General features: G+C 55.4%; 17 protein-coding genes and 1 pseudogene. 10 read left to right on the top strand and 8 right to left on the bottom strand.

The annotated features are described in order from the left end of the window. Window positions 1-185 precede the first annotated feature (185 nt). The 4 genes from JQR90_RS23565 to JQR90_RS23550 all read left to right on the top strand — a co-directional run bounded on the left by JQR90_RS23565 (window position 186) and on the right by JQR90_RS23550 (window position 4939). On the top strand, window positions 186-341 hold the full coding sequence (locus JQR90_RS23565; protein WP_286790226.1) for a hypothetical protein: 156 nt from the start codon (window positions 186-188) through the stop codon (window positions 339-341). Between the two features lie 648 nt (window positions 342-989). Beyond that, entirely contained in the window at window positions 990-2249 is a 1260-nt protein-coding gene (locus tag JQR90_RS23560) for a hypothetical protein (RefSeq protein WP_010798825.1), read from the top strand. A gap of 357 nt (window positions 2250-2606) precedes the next feature. Next, the gene (locus tag JQR90_RS23555; RefSeq protein WP_010798824.1) at window positions 2607-2888 is read left to right on the top strand and encodes a hypothetical protein; all 282 of its coding nucleotides are present in this window, start codon (window positions 2607-2609) and stop codon (window positions 2886-2888) included. A 188-nt stretch (window positions 2889-3076) separates the two neighbouring features. Further along, the gene (locus tag JQR90_RS23550; RefSeq protein ID WP_434140860.1) at window positions 3077-4939 is read left to right on the top strand and encodes a sensor domain-containing diguanylate cyclase; all 1863 of its coding nucleotides are present in this window, start codon (window positions 3077-3079) and stop codon (window positions 4937-4939) included. A gap of 78 nt (window positions 4940-5017) precedes the next feature. Here the strand turns inward: JQR90_RS23550 and JQR90_RS23545 are convergent, their stop codons facing one another. The 3 genes from JQR90_RS23545 to JQR90_RS23535 form a co-directional block, all read right to left on the bottom strand. Then, window positions 5018-5794, bottom strand: coding sequence for a hypothetical protein (locus tag JQR90_RS23545; protein WP_010798822.1), 777 nt, complete (start codon window positions 5792-5794; stop codon window positions 5018-5020). A 298-nt stretch (window positions 5795-6092) separates the two neighbouring features. Beyond that, window positions 6093-6314 (bottom strand): hypothetical protein, encoded by a 222-nt coding sequence (locus tag JQR90_RS23540; protein WP_010798821.1) that lies wholly within the window; start codon window positions 6312-6314, stop codon window positions 6093-6095. A 144-nt stretch (window positions 6315-6458) separates the two neighbouring features. Then, window positions 6459-7055: an NAD(P)H-binding protein gene (locus JQR90_RS23535; protein WP_010798820.1), complete on the bottom strand. Its 597-nt coding sequence runs from the start codon at window positions 7053-7055 to the stop codon at window positions 6459-6461. A 268-nt stretch (window positions 7056-7323) separates the two neighbouring features. Between JQR90_RS23535 and JQR90_RS23530 the strand changes: the two are divergent. The 3 genes and pseudogenes from JQR90_RS23530 to gabP form a co-directional block, all read left to right on the top strand. Beyond that, window positions 7324-8355: pseudogene (locus tag JQR90_RS23530) on the top strand (HAMP domain-containing protein); the annotation flags it as partial. A gap of 69 nt (window positions 8356-8424) precedes the next feature. Then, window positions 8425-9213: a methyl-accepting chemotaxis protein gene (locus tag JQR90_RS23525; RefSeq protein ID WP_434141119.1), complete on the top strand. Its 789-nt coding sequence runs from the start codon at window positions 8425-8427 to the stop codon at window positions 9211-9213. 303 nt (window positions 9214-9516) lie between these two features. Then, window positions 9517-10920 (top strand): GABA permease, encoded by a 1404-nt coding sequence (gene gabP / locus JQR90_RS23520; protein ID WP_434140857.1) that lies wholly within the window; start codon window positions 9517-9519, stop codon window positions 10918-10920. A 106-nt stretch (window positions 10921-11026) separates the two neighbouring features. Here the strand turns inward: gabP and JQR90_RS23515 are convergent, their stop codons facing one another. Continuing rightward, on the bottom strand, window positions 11027-12388 hold the full coding sequence (locus JQR90_RS23515; protein ID WP_125889141.1) for an Nramp family divalent metal transporter: 1362 nt from the start codon (window positions 12386-12388) through the stop codon (window positions 11027-11029). Between the two features lie 228 nt (window positions 12389-12616). Between JQR90_RS23515 and mntR the strand changes: the two genes are divergently transcribed. Next, entirely contained in the window at window positions 12617-13045 is a 429-nt protein-coding gene (mntR, locus tag JQR90_RS23510) for a manganese-binding transcriptional regulator MntR (protein WP_019364646.1), read from the top strand. Between the two features lie 16 nt (window positions 13046-13061). Here the strand turns inward: mntR and JQR90_RS23505 are convergent, their stop codons facing one another. Genes JQR90_RS23505 through JQR90_RS23495 form a run of 3 tightly spaced genes read right to left on the bottom strand, consistent with a single transcriptional unit; the run spans window position 13062 to window position 15440 of the window. Then, the gene (locus tag JQR90_RS23505; protein ID WP_125889140.1) at window positions 13062-13637 is read right to left on the bottom strand and encodes a DUF1349 domain-containing protein; all 576 of its coding nucleotides are present in this window, start codon (window positions 13635-13637) and stop codon (window positions 13062-13064) included. Window positions 13638-13654: 17 nt separating this feature from the next. Beyond that, window positions 13655-14242 (bottom strand): sugar O-acetyltransferase, encoded by a 588-nt coding sequence (locus JQR90_RS23500; RefSeq protein ID WP_434140854.1) that lies wholly within the window; start codon window positions 14240-14242, stop codon window positions 13655-13657. Beyond that, window positions 14235-15440 carry an MFS transporter gene (locus JQR90_RS23495; RefSeq protein WP_125889138.1) on the bottom strand — a complete coding sequence of 402 codons (1206 nt, stop codon included), beginning with the start codon at window positions 15438-15440 and terminating at the stop codon, window positions 14235-14237. The genes JQR90_RS23500 and JQR90_RS23495 overlap by 8 nt, the downstream gene beginning before the upstream one ends. A gap of 131 nt (window positions 15441-15571) precedes the next feature. Between JQR90_RS23495 and JQR90_RS23490 the strand changes: the two genes are divergently transcribed. Next, a complete protein-coding gene (locus JQR90_RS23490) occupies window positions 15572-16123 on the top strand; it encodes a TetR/AcrR family transcriptional regulator (protein ID WP_010798811.1) in 552 nt (183 codons plus the stop codon). Between the two features lie 142 nt (window positions 16124-16265). Then, complete coding sequence (locus JQR90_RS23485; RefSeq protein WP_434140851.1) at window positions 16266-17978, top strand: tannase/feruloyl esterase family alpha/beta hydrolase; 1713 nt, start codon at window positions 16266-16268, stop codon at window positions 17976-17978. Between the two features lie 44 nt (window positions 17979-18022). On the opposite strand, the gene JQR90_RS23480 is transcribed toward JQR90_RS23485, so the two are convergent. Next, window positions 18023-19378 carry an esterase-like activity of phytase family protein gene (locus JQR90_RS23480; RefSeq protein ID WP_010798809.1) on the bottom strand — a complete coding sequence of 452 codons (1356 nt, stop codon included), beginning with the start codon at window positions 19376-19378 and terminating at the stop codon, window positions 18023-18025. Window positions 19379-19579 lie beyond the last annotated feature (201 nt).

Below are 19579 nucleotides of genomic sequence, written 5' to 3'. Positions count from 1 at the left end.
CCTTGGTCTCCTTCGCCTAGGCGCAATTCCGTACTGGCATTCAGATAGACGTCTGAGTCAAAATTGCTAGATAAATGCGGCCCAATCGTCGGATAACAGCGATCTGAGCCCGTTATTCGGGACGTTTGTCAATGGCAAGCGCTGAAATAGAACAGCGCAGCGGTTTGAGTACAGGTTTAACAGGAATGTTCATTGCAGCAGGGATGTTGATCGTAGCGCTTGTGCTAGGGCACATGGGGCGCAGCTATAAGGCGACACGTACTGTTCGCCTTGATCGGCCTCTGGCCTATATCGGACTGTTTGCCTTCGTTCTTGCAGGCGCTGTCGTGTTCTTTGGCTAATGTCCGCCAATTTCCTACCGACACCATCAGGCTCGACATGCCTATCGTCAAGCGGCTGGCAATGTCCCTTATTTGAGCAGCCTCGCATCTATCGTTTTGCCATGTCATGCCCAGGGCAAGTTGGTCCTGGCCGAGGATGTCGACACGGAGGAAAAGCTCAACGCTGTCATTCAGGGTTAACTTGTGTCACCGCCATTACTGTTAAATGAACTCGCCGCCTGGCATTACAGGCGCGATGTACTGCTCTATTACGTATAGGGCTCTTCCGTAGCGCCCTGTATCTGCTGGGCGCAGTATCTTCTCGCTTCCTCTCAGCCCTAAGTGTTAGCGACTTCTCCCTTTATGCATCGCCTTGATGGCTTTCATTGCGCCCTATTGAACTCTTTTAGATCCTGGAGTCCGACTGTTGGCGTAAAAAACCTGTCAAGTCAATTTAAGTTTTTTGTATGTACAAATGTAACCATTTGATGCTGTAAGTTGATCGGTTGCGTTCGCGCTTTTGAGCAGTGACTTCAGTAGCAAGTGTGTCCACACGGCGTGAGCGCGGCAGGTTATTGGTGTTTCAGAGTGGTGCAATCAAGGATTGCGTATTGGTTGTGTAGCCGCATCAGGCGGCACGTCATGTCCAGGTAATAGGACGGGTAGTCAATGAAGAAAGTAAGTACAAATACGTTGTACTGTGGTTTATTGGGGTTGGCGTTTGTGCTGCATTTCGGGCTGCTTGAGCAGAATCCCCAGAACCCTATTGGTATCAAATACCTGACAGAGCTTTATCTGGCCGCCTGTTTGGGTTTCAGCGCCATGTTTCTAGTAGGAACCGTTGGAGCTGAACGAAAAGATTACAGTGTTGCGTTCCTGTTCTGTCTGTTTTCGGCTTTTACCTTTACCTTCCTCCCGGCGTTGTTTGCCGAGCTCTTTTATGGTCAGCCGCTAGTCTATGGGGTAATCGAAGAACGCAGGGTGCTGCTCTGCTTTAGTGTCATTCCCTTGTTGTACCTGGCCAAACATGTATCGGCGGCACAGTTTGAAAATTGCATTCTGATCGTGGCGCTAGGGGCTGTTGTCCTGTCCTGGCTGTGCTATTTCGAGGTATTGCCAGATCTGCGAGATGGGATGGACCTGGACCTCAGCCGACCGGGCCGCGCCTCGACCGGGGCATTTGCCCTGATCATTGGCTACTGCCTGAGCATCTACTTCTGGGGCAAAGGAAAATCACCTATCGACGGCAGCCCTCGCTCCAGTCTTCGCTATGGACTGTTGGCGCTCGTTTACCTTGCGACACTGGTGTTCGTCACACAGACCCGGCAGGTCATTCTCTTGTGCATCATCTTTACGTTCCTGTGCCTGCGGGTTAAGTCTGTGAAGCTGGCGGTGATTGGCGGCTTGCTCGTTTCCCCCTTCGTTATCGATCCTGACCTGCTCGAGCTTTTCGGGGTTAATATCGATTTCTACATGCAATCTGCCCAGAACGGCGCTACGGATAATGTGCGCGAGGCTACCATCGCCCAGATTATGGATCATCTGCATGAGTACAACTGGGTACCCAGCGGTAGTCTGAGCCTGATGTGGAATGATGGTTTCAAGCACTACTTCAGTTACTACTTCTTCCTTTCGGATGTAGGTGTGATCGGTACGCTGTTCCGCTTTGGTTTTCTAACCATCGCGATCATTCCGGTCAGCTTCCTGGTGTATTTCAAAGTGGCCAAGCGGCTGAATCCCAGTCTGGATTTTACCTTGGCTGTATTCCTGGCCCATCTTTCTATCTGGCCTTTGCAAGGTATCTTCGAATATCAGGAGGGTATGACTGCCTTGTTATTTGTTTTCCAGGCACTTAAAACGTTTCATAGCCAGATGCCCAACGAATCGCTGTCCAATCATCCCGAGCGGGAGCCTTATCAGTTAGCCTGAACCGCATCTGACATTAAAACGGCCCGTGGAGGGCCGTTTTTTTACCTACCAGCCTGCGTGTCCCGAGCTGGAAACATCAGGCAATGCGTGCATGAATGCATGAAAAAGATAAACCTAAAGGTACTAGCCGTTCAGTCTATTGTTGTCATGCCGTCACCTCTGCTGCTCCATTTATCCAGTAGCGCTCACTGCTGATTACGATGGTGGCTGCGCGCCATTATACTTGTTGCAATACATCAGGTAGTGCAAGCAGAGCGGCAGTGTTCAGTTATATCGAGTGGAAACGTTTTCGTTCCTTGTAGTCGAAGTGTCATCTAGACATCAGCTGGCAGTTCGACTGGGTAGGGGCAGACATCCATGATCTTGACCGAATTCGATTGCTATCAACTGCAAAACCGGCTGGACAATATTTGCGGTGCCCGACTGCCGGCCGCCAATATCGATAGCTTCTACTTCTTTCTGGACGCTTTGCGTACCGCCCGGAATGTATCTGAGCTGGAGCTGGCCGCTGCCAAGATTGACGGTTTCATGATTGCGCTGGAAGGGGCCGGGCTTGTCAGTGGAACATCCGCCATGTTGATCGGCGGTTTTGTTTCTCGGGTACAGGCACACCGTTTGGAAAGGTTGGGTGTTGAATGAGCCGCCGTTAAGTAGCTGGCTGGTAACCGGCTCATTATGGAGCCAGATAGTGACAAGCCACTCGTAGGGCTGACGATCTGCTTTATTCTTGATGATGTATAACAGGTTCTTCGATGGGCGCTTTGCTTTTTGTATTACACGCTTGCCTTCGAAGGCTGTCCTGTTCAGCAGGTATTACGTCGCTCGCCGTGGTGCTGATCGCTTGCTCCACGTTGGCAGCAGAAGCACCTGCTGCACCAGGACGCGTATTGGTTCTGGATAACCAGGATAACTATCCTGCAGGCTACCAGACGGACTATCTGTTGCACCCCTTCGCCGAGACATTCGAGGCTATTCGCTACGCTGTACCTGATAGCGCGTGGCAGCCGAACGCAAAGGCATTAATCAGCCTTGGGTATCAGCAGGACGGTAGCTGGATCCGATTAAGGCTGGAAAACCCCTCGTCCGAGGTTCGCCGATGGTTACTGGTGGCCGAAACCCCTCTGATTGATCAGCTTGAGCTGCGCCTGTTCGATCCTGTTCTGGAGCGGTGGTCTTCAGTCGAATCGCTTGGTAATCGCATACCCTTGAGTAGGCAAGCCACCCGCGGCCCTTATCCGGTCGCTACGCTTGACTTGCCGCCCAATCAGGCCATGGTTCTGTACGGTCGCATGCGTGCGAGCCAGCCGCTGACTATTCCGATGGAGATCATGTCTCCTGCCGCGTATGAACGCATCTACACGCAAACAGCCCTGAGCCTGAGCGCCTTTCTGGGCGCAGCAGTAATCATGCTGGCTTACAACCTATCACTCTATGTCTTCATACGGGACCGGGCCTATCTCTGGTATAGCGGTTATCTGGCCGGTGCCATCTTCTATATGGTCTGTGCGACCGGCTTTGGACGGTTGTATCTGTGGCCTGAATGGACCGAACTGGCAGTGCGTGCCACCGTTCTGTCCATTTCGCTTTGCATGGCCGGTGCCGCCCAGTTCATCAAGCACTTTCTTCAGTTATCCAGCCACAGCCGCTTCTTTTCAGTCTTGTGTAAAAGCTTCCTGATCTATTGGCTTGGCGCCTCGCTGATTATCGCGATCGACCCTGCGCTCATTCCGTTTCTCGGTATCGATGTCATGGTCTTTCTCAGCTGCCTCACGGGGCTATGGGTTGGCCTTGTCTTGTGGTGGCGAGGCCATGTATCGGCCCGTTATTTCACCATCGCCTGGGTAGTGCTCAATCTAGCCACCTTATATATGACGCTGGTCATGTCCGGCTTGAGCAAAGGGTGGGTCAATCCGTTGTATGTCCAGATGCTTGGGTTCGCGCTTGAGTTCCTGTTGCTGTCGATGGCCTTGGCCGAGCGGATAAACCGTGAGCGTGCAGCACGAATACAGGCAAAGCAGGAGGCCATAAGAACCAGCGAGCATCTGGCACGAGAGCGGTTGGCAACCTTGCAGGCACAAGAGAAACTATTGATTTTTCAGCAGGAAACCAACGAAGCACTCGAGCGGCGAGTGAAGGAGCGGACTCTGGCCCTGGAGGAGGCAAACCTTCAGCTGTCACGCCTGAGCCGACTGGATGCCCTGACCCAGTTACAGAACCGAAGTGCTTTTGAAGAAAACTTTACCGCCTCGCTTGCACAGGCCCTGGCAACTGGGCAAATGCTGAGTGTTGTCATGATCGATATCGATCACTTCAAGCAAATTAACGATACCTATGGTCATTCGACAGGTGACGAGTGTCTGGTCAAGGTTGGGCAGGTATTGCTGAATCATACCCAGGAGGCAGGCGATCATGCAGCGCGTTTTGGTGGAGAAGAGTTCATTCTACTCTTCATGAATCGCACCCCGACTGAAATGGCGACGCTTGTTGAACGTATTCGACTCGACATGGCCTCCCTCGGCATCAAAACGGACAGCGGAACGCTGCGTTTTACAGTAAGTATTGGCGTTGAATGCCGCTCTCCTCGACCAGACGATACGCGTGTCGACTATTCCAGAGCGGCTGACACAGCGCTTTACCAGGCCAAGGCCGCAGGACGTAACCAGTCCTGTTTTGCCATTACTGTCCATTAGTCAGTACAGCTCTCCTGTAACAGGCCAGCCTGCAAGAGACTGGCCTGCGGTATGCGCGATCAGTAGATGACCAAGCGCTTACCAGCCGCGTACATCGGGAGCCAGCTTACCGACGGCCTGGTGAGCCGCCTGGTGCAGCTCCGGTGCGGATGTCTTATCCGACGCGAGGATATTGGCCTCTTCTGCGCTGGGCTGAAGAGGCTTCTGACGGAATAGCAAGGTGTAGAAGGAGGCGGCGCAGGCATACCCGCCTGAGAAAGAGGCATGGCGCCCGTCAGCAATGTACAGCTTGGCCACTGAATCGCTTGCAAACGTACCCTTCCAGGACTCACCGCAAGGGGAGAGCTGGGCGCCCATCTTGCGCGCCAGGCTCACGTACTCTTTATAGATTTGTGGTTGCTTACCCTGTTGATTCTCGTTGGCCCAGGTTTCGAACAGAATCGGCTTGGCATGATGGGCACGGATCAGATCGTTGAATTTCAGCGCATATTCTTCCAGCCGTTCTGGCTGAAGCAATGGCCGAGCGGCGTGCTCCTGCAGGACAACATAGTCATAGGTGTTGTTTGCCAGCTTGCTTTGTACCGCTCCACTGTTCCAGTGCTGCTCAAGGGTATATGAGGGTTTGGCAATCGAGTCCGCCTCGATGGTGCAAGACGATGATGCGCTGTCGTGGGCGCGTGACGCCATTCCCATCAGGGTGGTCGTTAAACTGTTCGCATAGGTGTAGCTGTTACCAACGAACAACATGCGAATGGTGCACGAAGAAGCCTCAGAACTCTGAGCAGCAGCGGCGTAATGTGCGCTGGCGATGCATCCAGCAAAGAGTGTGGCAAGCTTCAGGGAACGGGTGAACAAGACCCTATCCTCCATATATTTATGAGAGTTAAACAACAGGTGTGGGCTGCAAACGGCATCCTGGTGCGTTTGCGGGGGCGCATTGTGCGAGGAGGAGGCGGTATTTATAAGGAGTGACTGTGCGGGGAGTCACGTACTGCTATTTGGAACAAGCGAAACGGCGAACGTGTGCAAAGTTCAGGGAAATAAAATCTCCCAAGATTTCGATGATGATGGCTATTTAATAGCTAAATAATAGCTAAAATCAAGAATAAATAGTCTTATTTGCCTGATAAGAGCAATTTTTTAAGAGCGAGGCTTAGCTCGCTTGTGAGCCCTGCTGAGGCTCAACGACATCCTCATCGATATACCGGCCAGCTTTTTCCTGTTCCAGAAATGCCGCGTACTGATCCTCCGTGATCAGGTTTTCCAGCAGCAGTTGCCAGGCATAGGATTCAGCCGCCTTCTTGTTCCAGCGAATCTCTCCCAAGCTGTCCGGGTTTTTGATGCAGCGGATATAACGCTTCCAGTACGCGTCCATGGTAACTCCTGCTTCCTGCTCATGAGTAAGGGCGCGCGTGGTATATCACAACTGATGGATTTGTGAAGCGGTACGTATAAGAAGTGTCCAACTTTCTGCTTGACAGAGGCGGCCATGCTTGCCTCAGGCCAGCAAACGAGCGGGTCAGGAATCAAGGTTCAGCTGGCGACCACTGTGTCCGGGTTTTTCAAGTACATCGGCGACCTCGGCGGCGAGATGGAGAAGCTCATAATCTTCTTCGAGACTGGTCGAGTCGTCGGCTTCCCGTTCATCCAGAATGGGACAGTTGACCAGCGTCCAGTGAAGCGGGCTGGTATCGAGCCGCTCGTGAATCTTCTGGCAGACACGTCGCCAGCGAGGGTCAACATCTTCATCTTCCAGCGCAGCGAAATCACCTACTAGCATGAGCTGGGATACCTTGCCTTTGCGTAGGCCGCTGATGAGTGCAGCCACAGCATCGATCAGGTAGTTGGGATCTTCGACCTCAATTACTACGCGAGGCGGTTCCAGTACCGCGACGACTGCCTTCATTCCCGCCACCCCCTGGCTGACCTTATAGGCGCTGAACATATGGCCAGGAGTCGATTGGGGATAGGGGCGGGGCGGTAATGCCTTGAGATCCGCCTGTAGCGGCACGGCTTCATGTTCGCGATTAAGCAACTCGTTGATCAACGCCTGGCCCAGCGGGCTCTGCGCGCCGTAGACCGCGACCTTGAGCGCTCGTGCTGCTGCATACGTCATGAGAACCTCGCCTCTGTCAATCCTAGATGACTGACCGGACGGAGCGCCCAAGGTTCTGCCGCGACCGTACCGGCCATCCCACTGCTTAGGCTACATCGGCCGAATTGTCATAGGCTTTATGAAAACAGTAGGACAATCCTCGTCGCTCTGTAGAAAAATATTATCGCGCCGCTGAAGACCGCACGTGACTGGCCGATAGCCTCTATAGCCAAACAGAAATCTGTTAGCCAGACCTTATATATCCCCACCTTCAGTAGGGCCGAGTCGTATGCTCAGTAGAATAAAGTTCAGCCACAAGGTCCTGGCAACGGCCTCGGTAGTGCTGATTGCTGCCTTCTCGTTGTTCATGACGTACAACGATTATCTGCAACGTACGGCAATCACCCGGGACCTGACCGTTCGCCTCAATGAACTGGGCACCAGTGCCTCCAGCAATATTGCTAACTGGGTAAGTGGGCGTATCACGCTGCTTGAAGGAGAGGCGCAGGCGGTACAGCGTGATCTTGCCCCTCAGGCATTCACTGCAGTGCTGGAGCAGAAAGCATATACCTCAAGCTTTGACTTGACCTATCTGGGGCAGGCGGACGGTACGTTTACGGTTCGACCCTCTATCAGTATGCCTGCCGGCTATGACCCGAGAACACGCCCCTGGTATCAGGGCGCCCAAACCAAAGCTGGTTCGATTCTGACCGAGCCTTATGTAGATGCCGCTTCGGGCGGATTGATCATGAGCCTTGCCACACCCGTCATGCACGAGGGGCAACTGGCGGGTGTTCTGGGAGGCGATCTGAGTCTGCAGACGATGGTGGGTATCGTCAATTCGCTCGACCTGGGCGGTATCGGTCATGCGATTCTGGTGAATAGCGAAGGCAAGGTACTGGTCAGTCCCAGAAAAGAGGAGGTGATGAAAAGCCTCGCTGAGCTGTTTCCCGCCGGTGCGCCTGTACTGGATGGTGCGCTCAAGCGGGTCGAGCTGGACGGCAAGTCTCAGCTTATGGTCTTCAAGCCGGTCACCGGTCTGCCATCGGTCAACTGGTATCTGGGCCTGATGGTTGACGAAGAGAAAGCCTACGCCCCGCTCAAGGAGTTCAGAACCTCGGCCGTGCTGGCCATGGTGATTGGCGTTGTGCTGATCATGCTGCTCCTGGGTGTGCTGATCCGTGTACTGATGCGTCCGCTCACGACCATGAGCCAGGCAATGCAGGACATCGCACAAGGAGAGGGCGACCTGACCCGGCGTCTGGCCATCAATAGCCAGGACGAGTTTGGTGTGCTGGCCGCTGCCTTCAACCGCTTTGTCGAGCGTATCCATGGCTCGATCAGCGAAGTATCGGCCAGTACCCGCCAGCTCAACGAGGTCTCCCGTCAGGTGCTGGCGGCCTCCAACTCCTCGCTACACAACTCGGACAATCAGGCCGGACGTACCGGAAGCGTGGCGGCAGCCATCAACCAGCTGGGCGCTGCTACACAGGAGATCGCCCGCAACGCTGCCGATGCGTCCGTACAGGCTACCAGTGCCCGGCAGCAGGCCGAGGAGGGTCGCCGCGTACTGGGCCAGACCCTGACGGCAATGGAAACCCTGTCCACCAACATCAGCGCCTCCTGTGGTCGTATCGATGAGTTGAACCAGAAGACCACCCGCATCGGACATATCCTGGAAGTGATCCAGGGCATTTCCGAGCAGACCAACCTGCTGGCGCTCAATGCTGCGATCGAAGCTGCACGGGCAGGCGATGCCGGGCGTGGCTTTGCGGTGGTAGCGGACGAGGTGCGTGGTCTGGCACATCGTACCCAGAGTTCGGCCCGGGAAATCCATGGCATGATTCAGGAGCTGCAAACCGGCGCGAGCGAAGCGGTTACCACCATGACTGAAAGCCAGCGCTTCAGCGAGGAGAGCATGACCATTGCGCAGCAGGCCAATGAGCGCTTGGGCTCGGTAGCCGAACGCATTACCGATATCGATGGCATGACCCAATCGGTGGCGGCCGCTACGGAAGAGCAGAGCGCGGTGGTGGAGTCGCTTAATGTCGACATTACCGAGATCAACTCGCTCAACCAGCAGGGCGTGGAAAACCTGAACGCAACCCTGGGCGCTTGCCATGCCCTGGAACAACAGGCCAATCGCCTCGATCAGCTCGTTTCAAGTTTCAGAATCTGACTTAGGGAAAGCCTCGCCATTAAGACGAGGCTTTCTTTAGTTGTCTTGCAAAGGTGCAACCAGGTTGCTACCAATCTATGCACCTTTTTGATGCGGGTTGCACACATTGTTACCGTTATAAGCACAATTAAAGTGCGAGCTATTTATATGGGTGAAACCATTCAGCAAGCCTTTAGCAAGGAGTAAGCTTAAAAATCGTGCATATTGGTGGAAGTTCGCTTCAATTTATGGCGTTTATCAAAGGTGTTTGGTAGCTGGCTCATATATTGCTGCTGAAAGGTTTTTCCGCTTTAGGTAGCACCTATGAGCCAAGTACATAATGAAAAAAGCCTTTCACCCGCTCTAAAACCCCGCCATGTCACTATGCTTTCAATCGCTGGGGTAATCGGTGCCGGTTTATTTGTAGGATCCGGCCACGCCATTGCCGCTGCAGGTCCCGCTGTTCTGCTGGCCTATGCACTGGCAGGCACCCTTGTCGTACTGGTTATGCGCATGTTGGGCGAGATGGCAGTAGCTTCGCCGGACACGGGTTCTTTTTCTTCTTACGCGCAACGCGGCATTGGACGTTGGGCAGGGTTCACAATCGGTTGGTTGTACTGGTGGTTCTGGGTACTGGTTATCCCCCTCGAAGCCGTTGCCGCAGCGTCCATTCTGAACTCCTGGTTTCCTGTAGTAGCTACGTGGCAATTTGCACTGGCTATTACTGCGCTTCTTACCGTTACCAATCTCTTTAGTGTTGCCAAATACGGTGAGTTCGAGTTCTGGTTCGCGCTGCTCAAGGTTATGGCTATTGTTGCGTTCATTGCGCTGGGTGCATTTGCCTTGGCCGGTGGGCTGCCAGGACGGGAAGTCAGCGGCCTGGGGCGCCTGATGGAAATGACCGGTGGGTTTATGCCCCATGGCTTTGGCGCAGTGCTGGGTGCCTTGCTTACAACAATGTTTAGCTTCATGGGCACTGAGATCGTGACCATTGCCGCGGCCGAGTCCAAGAATCCTTCCAAACAGATCAGCAAGGCGACTAACTCGGTTATCTGGCGTATTGCGCTGTTCTATCTGGTGTCGATCTTCCTGGTTGTTTCCATGGTTCCGTGGAATGACCCCCAGCTGCCTATCGTGGGTTCGTATCAGCGTGCGCTTGAGGTGATGTCCATCCCGCACGCCAAGCTGATCGTGGATGTTGTGGTGCTGGTGGCAGTAGCCAGTTGTCTGAACTCGGCCCTGTATACCGCCTCACGCATGCTGTTCTCGCTGAGCCGTCGTGGCGATGCACCTGCAATGACAGGGCGTGTCTCGGCAAACGGCGTCCCCCGCTCGGCTGTATTGGCCAGCACGGCCGTAGGCTTTATGAGTACCATTGCAAACTACACTATGCCTGAAGCCGTCTTTGGCTTCCTGCTGGCAACCTCCGGCGCTGTTGCCTTGCTGGTTTATCTGGTCATCGCCATTTCCCAGCTGCGTCTGCGTCACAAGTTGGAAGCTCATGGCGAGGCGATCGAGTTTCGCATGTGGCTGTTCCCCTACCTGACCTGGGCAGTTATTGTTTTCATCGTTGGCGCATTGACCGTTATGCTGTTCAGCGAGGCGCACCGTATGGAAATCATGGCAACCGGCCTGCTGGCTCTGATCGTGGTCGCCATTGGTAATCTAGTGGGCAAGCGCCATGCGGCAGCCAATCGGGTACCTGCCGCTGTCATTCAGGGACGCTGAAGGACGCTCAATAAAAACACCTGATACAAAAAAGCCAGGATCAGAGACGGTCCTGGCTTTTTTGTATGCAGCCTGGCGTATTACCTGGCCGCTGCTCGCCGTAAGGCTAGAAGATACCGCCTCCCTGGCCGGTAAGTACATCGAAGAGCAGCTTGATGTTCAACGCAACGATCAGCAGGGCGATAAACCATGCCAGCGCCGCCACGCTACGACTAATGGCAAAACTGCCCATTAGTGTGCGATTTGATACGAACCGTACCAGCGGTATCACTGCAAATGGCAACTGCATGGATAAAACAACTTGACTCAGGACCAGCAGTTTTGCCGTGCCGCTTTCCCCGTACAGGATGGTAACCGCCACGACTGGAATGATGGCCAGCCCACGAGTAATCAGGCGACGTGCCCAGTCTGGCAGACGCAGGTTGAGAAAGCCTTCCATGACAATCTGGCCCGCCAGGGTGGCCGTCACAGTGGAGTTGATCCCTGAAGCCAGTAGCGCTACCGCAAACAGTATCGAGGCGATACCTACGCCCAGCATCGGTGATAACAGGTGGTACGCCTGATCGATTTCCTCGACGTCTGTACGACCTGCCTGATGAAAGACAGCCGCTGCTGTAATCAGAATGGCCGCATTGACAAACAGGGCCAGCATAAGGGCAATGGTACTGTCCGTTACCGCCCAGCGAATACCCTGACGGCGACCTTCTTCCGTACGGGGGTAGGCCCGCGTCTGCACGATGGAGGAGTGCAGATACAGATTGTGCGGCATCACGGTCGCACCGATGATACCGATGGCCAGGTAAAGGGCTTCTGGATTCATCACCACTTCTGCCTGGGGCAAAAAGCCTTGGAGAATCTCGCCCACGGCGGGTTGTGCGAGCATCATCTGAACGCCAAAGCAGGCAAAGATAATGGTCAAAAGGGCGATGACAAAGGCTTCCAGCCAGCGGAAACCACGGCGCATCAAAAGCAGAATGATGAAGACATCGGCGGCGGTAATGATGGCGCCCCAGACCAAAGGAATGCCAAACAATAGATTCAAGGCAATGGCGGTGCCAATTACCTCAGCCAGATCGCAGGCAATGATTGCTACCTCGCAGGCGATCCAGAGAAGGAAATTGACTGGCCTGGAGTATTGATGGCGGCAGGCCTGCGCAAGATCCAACCCCGATGCGATACCCAGCCGCGCGGCCAGCGACTGGAGCAGAATAGCCATGAGGTTGGACAGCAGGATCACTGACAGCAGCATATAGCCAAACTTGGAGCCGCCCGCGAGGTCGGTTGCCCAGTTGCCCGGATCCATATAGCCCACAGCTACCATGTAGCCAGGGCCGATAAAAGCCATCAGACGACGCAGCCAGTGCCCGGTTGCAGGAACAGGCACGCTGGCGTTCATTCGTCCCAGGCTGGGGCGCGGTTCTTCCCTGTCACCCCAGGAAAGTGCTGCATAAGTGGCCGACTCTTTCATGTAATGAACGCTCGCAAGGATTGTACAACGTAATACATATGAAACTTAGCCTAGGCTAAGTTTCCAAGCACGGGCAATAAAACTTATCTATTTCAAGGATTGACGGTTAAACATTTTGGCGTTGCAGAGGGGATCGGTCAGAATAGGGCGGCCCTATCCGTGTGTATCGGGCGCTTGATTCATTCTGGAGAATGTGTGGTGAGCAAAGTTCGAGGAGAAGCGGTATCGATGAAACCCCTGGTAGAGGCTTCCGTACACATGGAAGGCTTTCAGCAGGTGCGTGAAGCGCATCGGCAGGAACTCATTGAGGATTACGTCGAACTGATTTCAGACCTGATCCATGCCCACGGCGAGGCGCGCCAGATTGATATCGCCACCCGGATTGGCGTCGCCCAGCCTACGGTCGCGAAAATGCTCAAGCGTCTTGCTACCTGTGGCTATGTCGTCCAAAAGCCGTACCGGGGCATCTTCCTGACGCCGGAGGGGGAAGCGCTCGCCCAAGCCAGCCGTGAACGGCACCACATTGTCGAGTCCTTCCTCCTGGCCCTGGGAGTGGATCCAAGCGTTGCCCGACGTGACGCGGAAGGTATCGAACACCATGTCAGCAGCGAAACGTTGGACATCTTTCGCCGCTTCGTGGAAGCCAAGCACGGCTGACCTTTTATAAGGGCGTTCAACTCAAATCATGCAACGGCTTGTCCAGTGCAGGCCCAACGGTAAAGTCCGAGAATACGATTTCCAGGCCAGCGCGTTCGGGCGTGCAGCAGAACGGTCCGACTTCAACGGCGCTGGAGCCTGGAAAATAGGCCAGCCTTAGCAATGGCCACTCTTGCCCATCCAGCGAATACTGAATTCTCAAGGCGTTGTCCTTGAGAGTCGCCCTGAGCCAGAAGGTATCAGGCTCGCCCGGCAGTGCACCTACAGCCCAGTCCGAATGGCCCAGCGTCAACACACTACCGATGAGGCGTTGGCCATCACTGACCTCTATGCCCGCTTTACACCATGTGGTGTTGTTCAGACGGATCATGAGTCCTGCCTGATCATAGAGTTCGCTGAACCGACCCTCCACTTTCACCGTTGCCGTGAAGTCACCTCCTGCGGCGACGTGAAACCAATGTCCGGTGTCTCTGATAAAGCCATAATAAGTCTCGCGCCAGAAGTCGGTACGCGCATCCGTTGTCACGCGCAGGTGATCATTCTCAAGTGCCCAGCGGCTGGGCTCGTTCAACCATTTGCAGTGATTCCACATGATCTGGACTCCAGGGGTCAGTGCGAAGGAGGGTTGGTACGATCGGCGTTGTCTATTGTTCTCAGCACCCGGCAGGGGTTACCTACCGCCACCACATGGGCCGGGATATCTTTCGTTACGACGCTACCTGCGCCAATGACAGCGCCTTCGCCAATCGTCACGCCTGGCAACACCGTAACGCCGCCGCCAATCCAGACGTTGTCGCCGATGGTAATGGGATGCGCATATTCCAGACCCTGGTTTCGTCGTTCTGCATCCAGCGGATGGCCAGCCGTGTAGAGTCCTACGTTGGGCGCTATGAATACGTTGCGGCCAATGCTGACCTTGGCGCAGTCCAGAATCACCAGATTGACATTGGAATAGAAGTTTTCTCCCAGCTCAATGTTATAGCCGTAATCACAATGAAAGGGCGCTTCGATGAGGACATGCTCTCCTGTCTTGCCCAACAGCGTTTTCAAAATATGCTTTTTGCCTTCAAGGTCCCGAGGATCAAGGTGGTTATAAGCATGAACCTGAACCTTGGCCTCCAGACGCTGCTGGATAAGCTCGGCATCATTGTTGGCGTCATAGAGCAGGCCGGCGGCCGCTTTTTCGCGTTCATTCATGGCAGGCTTCCTTGATTCGACGTTCCGAATGCAATCGACTGTCTCGTACAGCAGGTGCCAGCAGAACCGTTGCAGCCACCAATACCAGCACAACCACCATGGCCATGCGTAACCCGTAGGCTTGTCCAATGAAGCCCAGCGAGGGCGGGCCGATCAGAAAGGCGAGATAGCCCACGGTTGCCACGGCTGCTACCCGCTTGGCCGACTGTTCGCCAGAGTCGCCGGCAGCAGAGATCCCCACCGGAAAACCCAGCGATGCACCAAGCCCCCAGAAGAGTACGGAGGCCGCCGCCAAGATGGGGTTGTCAGAGAACGACACGAGGGCGATACCCAACGCACCGGACAGGGCACTGGCCCGTATGACAGCCTCTCGGCTGAATCGCTGGAGGATATAAGTGCCTGAGAAGCGCCCTATCGTCATGGCCGTGGTAAAGCCGGCATACACGAGTGCGCTGGACGCAGGATCGAAACCGTGTCCATCGACCATCAACAGCGGCAGCCAGTCGGTGGCGGAGCCTTCCGCCAGGGCAAGCGCCAGTACGATCAGACCGATCATGATCAGCGTCTTGTCTTTCCAGGGTTTGAAAGGCGTGACCGACTGCTGCTCTGTCTTGGCGGTCTGCGTCTGCCCGGTACCCGGGGGGATGGCGAGGCACGCCCAGACGCAGGGAAGCAGGGTTGCCGCGCCCATGAGAATAAGGTGCCAGAAGACCGGCAGCGAAAGATGAGTCAGTCCCAGGCTGATCAGCGAGCCTGCCAATGTGCCAAGGCTGAAGCAGCCATGAAGCGCGGGCAGAAGCGGTTTGCATGTAGTGGTTTCAAGTTCGGCGCCCTCGATATTGATGGCGATGTCCGAAAGGCCAAGGCCCAGGCCGAACAGAAAAAGCCCGGCAAACACGCCCATGGCCAGCGAGGCAGTGGAGGCTCCAGCAATGGCCAGAAACCCGAAGTAGACTAATACCAGCCCGCCACCAATGACGGGTCGGGTACCCACGCGGCTCACCAGGCGGCCCGAGGCAAGCACGCCGAGCATGGCGCCCAATGACAGGCCGAACAGGATCATGCCCATCTCACTGGTCGAGGCACTCAGCAAGTCCCGGATATCGGGTGTCCGGGTTACCCATGACGCCAACAGGAGTCCGGGGATCAAAAACAGTACAAACAGAGCGGTACGTCTGCGCCGAATCGCGGGAGTCACGGATTTACTCCATCCTAGGTAAAACAAAATCAGGGCTTATGTGTACGTTCGTACACATGGTAGCCTGTTCGTTCCATCCGTCCACCCGACCTATACGGTTACGTTGCATTGTTTTCGGAGACTGACACGGCATGCCCTCTGAACGACGTCTGGATCCTGAGCGAAGGAGTCGCATCATTGATGCCACTCTGGAGGTCATCGCGCGTGATGGCGTGTCAGGCGCTACCCACCGCCGCATTGCAGCCGTGGCTGATGTGCCACTGGGCTCCATGACCTACCACTTTGACGGCATCGAGCACTTGCTCAAGGAAGCGTTCACCCGTTTTGCCTGGTCCATTTCTGCCCGCTTCGATGCTCTCCTGGGCGCAGCCAAGACACCCGAGCAAGCTCTCGACGCCGTGGCGGATGTGATCTGTGGCGATTTCTGGCAGGAAGACAATGGTCGTGTCATGACGCTTTCCTACGAACTCTACGCCTACGCGAGTCGCAACCCCGCAATGAAGTCGATCATGCAGGACTGGATGTTTCGCAGTCAGCGGGCACTGGCGCAGCATTTCGATGCACGCACTGCCAGAACGCTAGATGCTCTGATCGAAGGGCTGACCATACATCGCTCCGTTGAGCAAGAGCCGACGACCCGTGAAGATGTTCTGCGGGTGATCAGGTTGATCGTCAACGGCTGAATGCATTTGTCTACGCGGATTCGCTTGCGTCTAATAGTTAATTATATTAACCATTAGACAGAGGTAACCGCTGCTGTCATCCGGTGTCGCCTCTGTGATTGCTCTTTGACTGCTCCGACAATAAACACAAGAAGGACGCACCATGAAGCGAACCATTACCCACAAGACGCTGGCCGTTGCCGGCTGCCTGAGTGCTTTAGCTTTTGTTATTCCCCTCGCCAGCGCTGACTCCACCCTCTCGTTGCAAGGTAGTTGCACCTCGCTGGCACGCAAGCTTGCCAGGCTTGATAACACTCTGATTGACACAGCCACGCGGATTGATGCCGGTGAGCTCAAGGTCGGCGGGCATGATATTGCGGCCCACTGCCTGATTCAGGGGCGCATGAATCCTCGAACTGGTATCGATGGCGTCCATTATGCCGTTGGCTTTGAGATGCGCTTGCCCCTGGCCTGGAACGGACGGTTCTTCTATCAGGCCAATGGCGGGCTGGATGGCAGTGTAGTTACCGCTACAGGCGGGCTGGGCGGAGGGCCGGTCACTAATGCCCTCGATAAAGGCTTTGCCGTTCTGAGCTCCGATGCCGGTCATACGGCGCAACAGAACATGACATTTGGCATCGACCCACAGGCCCGTCTCGACTATGGCTATCAGGCGGCCTTGAGACTGACGCCCATGGCCAAGCAGGCGTTACAGATAGCCTATGGCAGGCGGCCTGAACACTCCTACTTCGGTGGATGCTCCAATGGCGGTCGGCATACCTTTGTAGCCATGAATCGGCTGGCGAACGACTACGATGGCTTCCTGGCCGGCGCACCGGGCTATCGGCTTCCCCTGGCAGCGGTAGCCAGTATCTTTGGGGCGCAGCAGTATGCCAAGGTCGCAACGGATCCCAATGACCTGTCTACTGCATTCACTGCCCAGGAGCGTGCCTTGGTTGCAAAACGCGTCCTGGCACGTTGCGATGCCTTGGATGGTGCTACCGATGGGCTTGTGCAGGATTACCCGCGCTGCCAGCGTACGTTCAGCCTGTGGCGAGATGTTCCCACCTGTCGGGGTGAGCGCAACGGTCAGTGCCTGAGCATTGCGCAGAAGCGTGCCATAGACCCTATTTTCAAGGGAGCTACAACGCGGGTGGGCAAGCGATTCTATTCGAGTTTCCCCTATGACAGCGGTCTTGCGACCAAGGATGTAGCTTCCTGGGAGTTCGAGTCGCCTATCAGCCGTGACTCATTGGCTGTGGGTATTGTATTTGGCGTACCGCCGGTAAGCCCGGCGACGTTCGATGGCAAGTCGCTGGCCCTCAACAGCTCCATTGATGATCTGCTCGCACGAATCACACGTTCCAATGCGATCTACACCGAATCCGCCATGCGATTCATGACACCCCCGGATCCTACCCATCTTGAGTTACTGAGACAGCGGGGAGCCAAGGTCATGGTGTATCACGGTGTCAGCGATCCTATTTTTTCGGTCGACGATACCGTGGCTTGGTATGAAGGACTCCAGAAAAGCAATCGCGGTCAAGCAGAGCGCTTTGCCCGCTTGTATACCGTACCGGGCATGGGACATTGCCAAGGCGGACCGTCCACCGATCAATTCGACATGCTGACGCCTCTGGTCAATTGGGTTGAAAAGGGCAAGGCGCCAGAGCAGGTCATCGCCACCGCACGCGGCGTAGGTAATGCAGGCGGAGTGAATGCTGACGTTCCGGCGGACTGGTCACCTGCACGGACACGCCCACTGTGTCCTTACCCGCGTATTGCCCTGTACAACGGCACCGGCGATATCGAGTCGGCAGCAAGTTTCAGCTGCCGTGAACGGCCCCGTGGCTCGTCTGGAAACACGGAGCTGTAAGTCTGGTAGAGGCGCTCCGAGGAATGCTTCGGAGCGCTTCTGGTTTACTGGCCGTTTCTGGCCATTTTCAAAGGCAGACCGCACCGTGCATTACTGGTGCGTTGTAACAGGTGTGGCGGCCACATGCCTGGAATAGGCTGGGCCAGACGGATTTTAAGAAACTCGGTCGCGTCTGCTGCCCGCTCGCGACCACCACCGCCCGGAAAGTTGTTATCGTTGACCACCAGCAGGGTGCGCTCGTCCAGCGGCAGCACGTCTTCGATGGTGACATAGGGGAAGGTGAATACATTTGAGCCATCGCCGTTCAGGTCGTCTGGATCATCCAGGCGCATCAGATCGACCAGTTCGGTCTTGCGTACCACACCGCCATTAGGCACGGCACGGGTGTCGATCAGGTAGATCCGCTTGAACGGGACGCCATTGGTGGCTGTGCCGCCGTTACGCTCGATGACCAGAAAGCGATTATCGTCGATGGCTGTCATGTCCCCAATAGCATTGCCAGCAGCTTGGGTACGATAAAAATAGGTAACGCCCGTGAAGCGCTCATGATCGATGTCGAATTCGTTGATACGCAACTGGTTAGCCGGATCACCTGTCACCGGTTTTTCCAGTAGGGCATACAATTTGTCACCACGGGGGTTGATAGCCATACCCTCAAACCCACCCGAGCCGCCCAGGTTGGCCGTGGCCTTTCCTGCCACAACGTCCTTGTTTTCCGGCGCGTAAACGCCTGGGAGTGGGATTTCGCTCCGCAATACGGTTCCTGAGCCGTCTGTCTTGACCAGATAAGGTCCGAACTCATCGCCAAACCACAATGCACAGTTCTTGTCACGGCGCACGGACTCGACGTCCAGATCAGCACCCGTGATCAGGCGAGAGAACTGAATGGCGGGATCCACTTCGGGATTGGTGCTCTTGTTGTAGTAGTGAGCGTAATCCGCCTGGATAGGCATGGTCAGTTTACGGTTGACATCGTTGAGCGTGATTCGCGACGGCTCGGTAAAGCGAGCCAGAGGCATGCCGGTCAGAGCATTGCTTGCGGTAACCGTACCGGTACCGCCGCGGCGGGTCTTGAAATCAACCCGTGCGCTATACAGACGCAGCAGGGCATCGGCAGAGTTGGCCTGAGTGCCGAAGCCATTGTCTGTCAGGAACAGAAAACTGTTTTCATCAGCGCCTGGCAACACCGCGGAAAGCCCCTGTACGGGCTGGCGGCCCTGATAAGGCGGCACAAAGGTGCCATACGGATTTGGACTGATGAACTGGCCAGAAGTAGGCCCATCGGAAAACGTATCAGGTGGCATGACAGCCCAGCCTACCAGCGTGTTATTGGGAGACGCTAGCGCATGGGTGGACAGCGCAGCCGCCAGCGCGACCCAGAGAGGCCGTACTTTTTTCATTGTTATCTTCTCCGTCCAGGAAGTGAGTGTACCGGTCGCAAGCCCATGGCATCTGCTCCAGTGGTGCTGAGCACAATACGGCGCAAGTGTGTCAGGCATATGGCACCGAGCCGCACGGCTGGCGGTACGTTGACGCCTGTGTCAGTGGGAGAGGTATACGCTGAGGTTATACAGGCTCAAGGTGCCTGAGGCCCTTTCGAG

This window comes from Pseudomonas sp. JZ114 (assembly GCF_051027705.1).
Lineage (GTDB): Bacteria > Pseudomonadota > Gammaproteobacteria > Pseudomonadales > Pseudomonadaceae > Chryseomonas > Chryseomonas luteola.
Note: the sequence above shows the minus strand (reverse complement) of the source record. Positions and strands in the feature narration are given on the sequence as shown.